The following is a 5,382-nucleotide window of genomic DNA, read 5'->3' on the forward strand; positions in this document are numbered from 1 at the left end:
GACCATGCCTTCATGCCGATCGCCATCCGCGTCGTCTCCGATGCGCAGTTCAAGACCTGGCTGGCGGCAGCCAAGACCGATCTGCCCGGCGCCAACAAGACGCTGATGGCCGAGGTCGACGGCCAGAACAAGGTAGCGGCCGCCGGCAACTGATGCCGCGGGTTAGCAAGATTTAGGGAACGGAGCGGAACATGGCAGACGCTGCAGCTCACGACGGGCACGACCACAAGCCTTATCACGGCTGGGTGCGCTGGGTTTATTCGACCAACCACAAGGACATCGGCACGCTCTACCTGATCTTCGCGATCATGGCCGGCATCATCGGCGGCGCCTTGTCGGTCGCCATCCGCATGGAGCTGCAGGAGCCTGGCATCCAGATCTTCAGCGGTCTGGCGCAGATGGTCTACGGCATGAACGGTGACGCCGCGATCGACGGCGGCAAGAGCATGTACAATGCCTTCGCCACCGCGCACGCCCTGATCATGATCTTCTTCATGGTCATGCCGGCGCTGATCGGCGGTTTCGCCAACTGGATGGTCCCGATCATGATCGGCGCGCCCGACATGGCGTTCCCGCGCATGAACAACATCTCCTTCTGGCTGCTGCCGCCGGCCTTCATCCTGCTGCTCACCTCGATGTTCATGCCGAGCGCACCGGGTGCCTATGGCGTCGGTGGCGGCTGGACGCTTTATCCGCCATTGTCGACTTCGGGCCAGCCCGGGCCGGCCATGGATCTGGCGATCCTGTCGATCCACATTGCCGGTGCCTCGTCGATCCTCGGCGCCATCAACTTCATCACCACCATCTTCAACATGCGCGCGCCTGGCATGACGCTGCACAAGATGCCGCTGTTTGCCTGGTCGGTGCTGATCACCGCCTTCCTGCTCCTGCTGTCATTGCCGGTTCTGGCCGGCGGCATCACCATGCTGCTCACCGACCGCAATTTCGGCACCACCTTCTTTGCGCCCGATGGCGGCGGCGACCCGATCCTGTTCCAGCACCTGTTCTGGTTCTTCGGTCACCCTGAAGTGTACATCCTGATCCTGCCGGGCTTCGGCATCATCAGCCACGTCATCTCGACCTTCTCGAGGAAGCCGGTGTTCGGTTACCTCGGCATGGCCTACGCCATGGTGGCGATCGGCGCCGTCGGCTTCATCGTCTGGGCGCACCACATGTACACGACCGGCCTGTCGCTCGACACGCAGCGCTACTTCGTCTTCGCCACCATGGTCATCGCGGTGCCGACAGGCGTGAAGATCTTCTCCTGGATCGCGACGATGTGGGGCGGGTCGATCTCGTTCAAGACGCCGATGCTGTGGGCGCTGGGCTTCATCTTCCTGTTCACCATCGGCGGCGTCACCGGCGTCCAGCTGGCCAATGCCGGCCTCGACCGCTCGCTGCATGACACCTATTTCGTCATCGCCCACTTCCACTACGTGCTGTCGCTGGGCGCGGTGTTCGCCATCTTCGCCGGCTGGTACTACTGGTTCCCGAAGATGACCGGCTACATGTATTCGCCCGTCATCGCCAACACCCACTTCTGGGTCACCTTCGTCGGCGTGAACCTGATCTTCTTCCCGCAGCACTTCCTCGGTCTCGCCGGCATGCCGCGCCGCACCATCGACTACCCCGATGCGTTTGCCGGCTGGAACTATGTGTCGTCCATCGGCTCCTACATCTCGGCCGTCGGCGTCCTGATCTTCCTCTATGGCGTGTTCGAGGCCTTCCAGAAGAAGCGGATCGCCGGCGCCAACCCATGGGGCGAGGGCGCAACGACGCTCGAATGGCAGCTGCCTTCGCCGCCGCCCTTCCACCAGTGGGAACAGCTGCCGAAGATCAAGTAAGGCGGCTGCCCGCTCGAATACGAAACCGCCGGTCCGCCGGCGGTTTTGGCCAACGGATGATGGACTTAAGTACGCATGGCCCTTGTCGACGACCCATTGATTGACGAAGCGGGCTTTCGCATGTCGGAAGCGACGGCGGGCGATTTCTTCGCGCTGCTGAAGCCGCGCGTCATGTCGCTGGTGGTGTTCACCGCCTTTGTCGGCCTGGTCGCCGCCCCCGTGACCATCAACCCTCTGCTGGCGGTGATCGCCATCCTGGCTATTGCGATAGGTGCTGGCGCCTCCGGCGCGCTCAACATGTGGTACGATGCCGACATCGATGCCGTGATGACCAGGACCGCCAGCCGCCCGGTCCCGGCCGGTCGCATCCAGCCGCACGAAGCGCTGACCTTCGGGCTGGTGCTGTCGGTGCTGTCGGTGATGACGCTCGGCGTGCTGGTCAACTGGCTGGCGGCGACGCTGCTGGCCTTCACCATCTTCTTCTACGCCGTCGTCTACACGATGTGGCTGAAGCGCTGGACGCCGCAGAACATCGTCATCGGCGGGGCCGCCGGTGCCATTCCGCCCGTGATCGGCTGGGCCGCGGTGACCGGGACGGTCAGCCTCGAAAGCGTTGTCTTGTTCCTGATCATCTTCCTGTGGACGCCGCCGCATTTCTGGGCGCTGGCGCTGTTCAAGTCCGAGGACTATGCCAAGGCCGGCATTCCGATGATGCCCAACGTCGCCGGCCACGCTTCGACCCGCCGCCAGATCTTCGCCTATGCCCTGGTGCTGGCCCCGGTAGGCGTGCTGCCGTGGCTGCTCGGCTACACCACGCCCTTCTATGGCGTGGCCGCCCTGCTGCTCGGGATCGGTTTTGCCTGGTACGCGTGGAAAGTGCTTGGCATGGCCGACGATGACCGCGTCATGAAACCGGCCAAGGCCCTGTTCGCCTATTCGCTGCTTTATCTCTTCGCCATCTTCGCTGCCTATCTGGCCGACAGCGTTGTCGAACGCGCGCTTGCCATGGGTGGAGCATGACCATGATCGAGGAAAAGCTCGAGACCGTCACGTTGACCGAGCGTCAGAAGAAGGCGCAGCGCAGCCGTTCCATCGCCATCGGCGTGGCGCTGGCGCTGCTGGTGGTCATTTTCTACATCGCGACGATCGTGAAGTTCGGCCACAATCTGGGCACGATGTGATGAGCGTCGAGAAGTCCAGGAAAGCGGCGGGCAAGAACAGCAACGTCATCGTCGCGGCTGTCTGCCTCGCCTTCTTCACCGGCATGATCGGCATGGCCTATGCCGCGGTGCCGCTCTACAAGATGTTTTGCCAGGCGACCGGCTATGGCGGCACGACGCAACGTGCCGAGAAGCAGTATGCCGGCCGCGTGCTCGACCGCGAGATCACCGTCCGCTTCGATGCCAACGTCGCCGGCGTGCCATGGGAGTTCCAGCCGGTCCAGCGCTCGATGACGATGAAGATCGGCGAGACCGTGCAGGCGCACTACCAGGCTACCAACAAGTTCGATCGTCCCGTGACCGGCCGCGCCACCTTCAACGTGCAGCCTGAGCTGGCGGGACCTTATTTCAACAAGGTCGAGTGCTTCTGCTTCACCGACACGACGCTGAAGCCCGGCGAGACGCTGGACATGCCGGTCCTGTTCTACGTGGACCCCGACATCGTCAATGTGCCGGAGCTCAAGGACGTGAAGACGATCACGCTGTCCTACACGATGTTCCCGGTCGAGAAGACCAAGCCGGTCGCCTCCTCGGCGCCGACCGATGGCAACAGCAAGACAATTTCGAATACCGAAGCAAATCTCGGGGGTTGATATGGCAGACGCGCACGCAAAACCACAGCATGACTATCATCTCGTCGACCCGAGCCCATGGCCTTTCCTAGGCTCGGTAGGGGCGCTCGTCATGGCCTTTGGCGGTGTCGCCCTGATGGAATATCTGAAGGGCGGGTCGTTCCCGATCTTCGGCTTCAACATCGCCAATCCGTGGCTGTTCTTCATCGGCCTCGTGATCGTCCTCTACACCATGTTCGCCTGGTGGTCGGACACGATCAAGGAAGCGCATGAGGGTCATCATACGCGGGTCGTGTCGCTGCACCTGCGCTATGGCATGATCATGTTCATCGCCTCGGAGGTGATGTTCTTCGTTGCCTGGTTCTGGGCCTATTTCGATGCCAGCCTTTTTGCCGGTGAGGCACAGAACTACGCGCGCGCCACATTTACTGGTGGCGTCTGGCCGCCGAAGGGCATGGAGGTTCTCGATCCCTTCCATTTGCCGCTCTACAACACCGTCATCCTGCTGCTGTCGGGCACCACGGTGACCTGGGCGCACCATTCGCTTCTTCACGGCGACCGCAAGGGGCTGATCAACGGCCTGGTGCTGACCGTCGGCCTCGGCATGCTGTTCACCATGGTGCAGGCCTACGAATACATGCACGCTCCGTTCGCTTTCAAGGATTCCATCTATGGCGCCACCTTCTTCATGGCGACCGGCTTCCACGGTTTCCACGTCATCATCGGCACCATCTTCCTGTTGGTCTGCCTGATCCGGGCGATGAAGGGTGATTTCACCCCCAAGCAGCATTTCGGCTTCGAGGCGGCCGCCTGGTACTGGCACTTCGTCGACGTGGTCTGGCTGTTCCTGTTCGCCTCGATCTACGTCTGGGGATCGGTCGGCGCGGTGATCGAGGGCCACTGATCCAGGCCTGAGGGATTTTCATTTCTGGAGGCGGCCGCGGCAACGTGGCCGCCTTCTTCTTTTTGGCGCAATGATCGCTGATCGATAGCCAATGCGACTGACAATCTTCCGGGCTATTTGCGCATTGATGATCGGGGCACTCCCGGCCTTTGCCGGCGAGAAGGTGGGCCTGGTGCGTGTTCACAAGGCCGAACGCCGGCTGGAACTGATCGGCGACGGCAAGGTCCTGCGAAACTACGGCATCGCGCTCGGCGGCGATCCCGTCGGGCACAAGCACCAGGAGGGCGATCAACGCACGCCCGAGGGGAACTATGTCCTCGACTGGCGCAACCCGAACAGCATCGCGCATAAATCGATCCATATTTCGTACCCCAATGCCGACGATGAGGCCGCCGCCAAGGCGCGCAATGTCGGCGCGGGCGGCATGATCATGATCCACGGCCAGCCGAATGGTTATGGCTGGTGGGGCTGGCTGCTTCAATTGGTCGACTGGACCGACGGCTGCATTGCGGTTACGGACTCCGACATGGACGAAATCTGGGCGCTGGTGGCCGATGGCACACCGATCGAAATCGAGCGGTAAGCAATGAGCGACGACGCTCCTATGAGTGAAGACAGAGCGATCTGGCCGCCGATCGATCCGATCTCGGCCGGCCTGCATGGCCGCTGCCCGCGCTGCGGCGAGGGGCGGTTGTTCTCCGGCTTCCTCACTGTCGGCAAGCGCTGCGTCAATTGCGGCCTCGATTATTCCTACGCCGATGCCGGCGACGGGCCGGCGGTGTTCGTCATCCTGATCATAGGCTTCCTTATCGTCGGCCTGGCGCTCTGGGTTGAAGTCACGC

Annotated in this window: 7 protein-coding genes and 1 pseudogene; all 8 read left to right on the forward strand. The window is 62.4% G+C overall.

The annotated features are described in order from the left end of the window. Positions 1 to 153, forward strand: a pseudogene (locus tag EN991_RS41030) (cytochrome c oxidase subunit II); the annotation flags it as partial. A gap of 38 nt (positions 154 to 191) precedes the next feature. Continuing rightward, positions 192 to 1,844: a cytochrome c oxidase subunit I gene (ctaD, locus tag EN991_RS22000; RefSeq protein WP_013532779.1), complete on the forward strand. Its 1,653-nt coding sequence runs from the start codon at positions 192 to 194 to the stop codon at positions 1,842 to 1,844. Between the two features lie 75 nt (positions 1,845 to 1,919). Continuing rightward, positions 1,920 to 2,864 carry a heme o synthase gene (locus tag EN991_RS22005; RefSeq protein WP_013532778.1) on the forward strand — a complete coding sequence of 315 codons (945 nt, stop codon included), beginning with the start codon at positions 1,920 to 1,922 and terminating at the stop codon, positions 2,862 to 2,864. A 2-nt stretch (positions 2,865 to 2,866) separates the two neighbouring features. Beyond that, on the forward strand, positions 2,867 to 3,025 hold the full coding sequence (locus EN991_RS22010) for a hypothetical protein (RefSeq protein WP_013532777.1): 159 nt from the start codon (positions 2,867 to 2,869) through the stop codon (positions 3,023 to 3,025). Further along, entirely contained in the window at positions 3,025 to 3,657 is a 633-nt protein-coding gene (locus EN991_RS22015) for a cytochrome c oxidase assembly protein (protein ID WP_127369542.1), read from the forward strand. The genes EN991_RS22010 and EN991_RS22015 overlap by 1 nt, the downstream gene beginning before the upstream one ends. Position 3,658: 1 nt before the next feature. Continuing rightward, a complete protein-coding gene (locus EN991_RS22020; protein WP_024503615.1) occupies positions 3,659 to 4,540 on the forward strand; it encodes a cytochrome c oxidase subunit 3 in 882 nt (293 codons plus the stop codon). A gap of 127 nt (positions 4,541 to 4,667) precedes the next feature. Then, positions 4,668 to 5,123 (forward strand): L,D-transpeptidase family protein, encoded by a 456-nt coding sequence (locus EN991_RS22025; protein WP_245268567.1) that lies wholly within the window; start codon positions 4,668 to 4,670, stop codon positions 5,121 to 5,123. 21 nt (positions 5,124 to 5,144) lie between these two features. Further along, the coding region (locus tag EN991_RS22030; RefSeq protein WP_164769279.1) for a DUF983 domain-containing protein at positions 5,145 to 5,382 on the forward strand (238 nt) is incomplete at its 3' end.

The sequence above is a fragment of the Mesorhizobium sp. M7A.F.Ca.US.005.03.2.1 genome, from assembly GCF_003997795.1.
Taxonomy (GTDB): Bacteria; Pseudomonadota; Alphaproteobacteria; order Rhizobiales; family Rhizobiaceae; genus Mesorhizobium; species Mesorhizobium ciceri.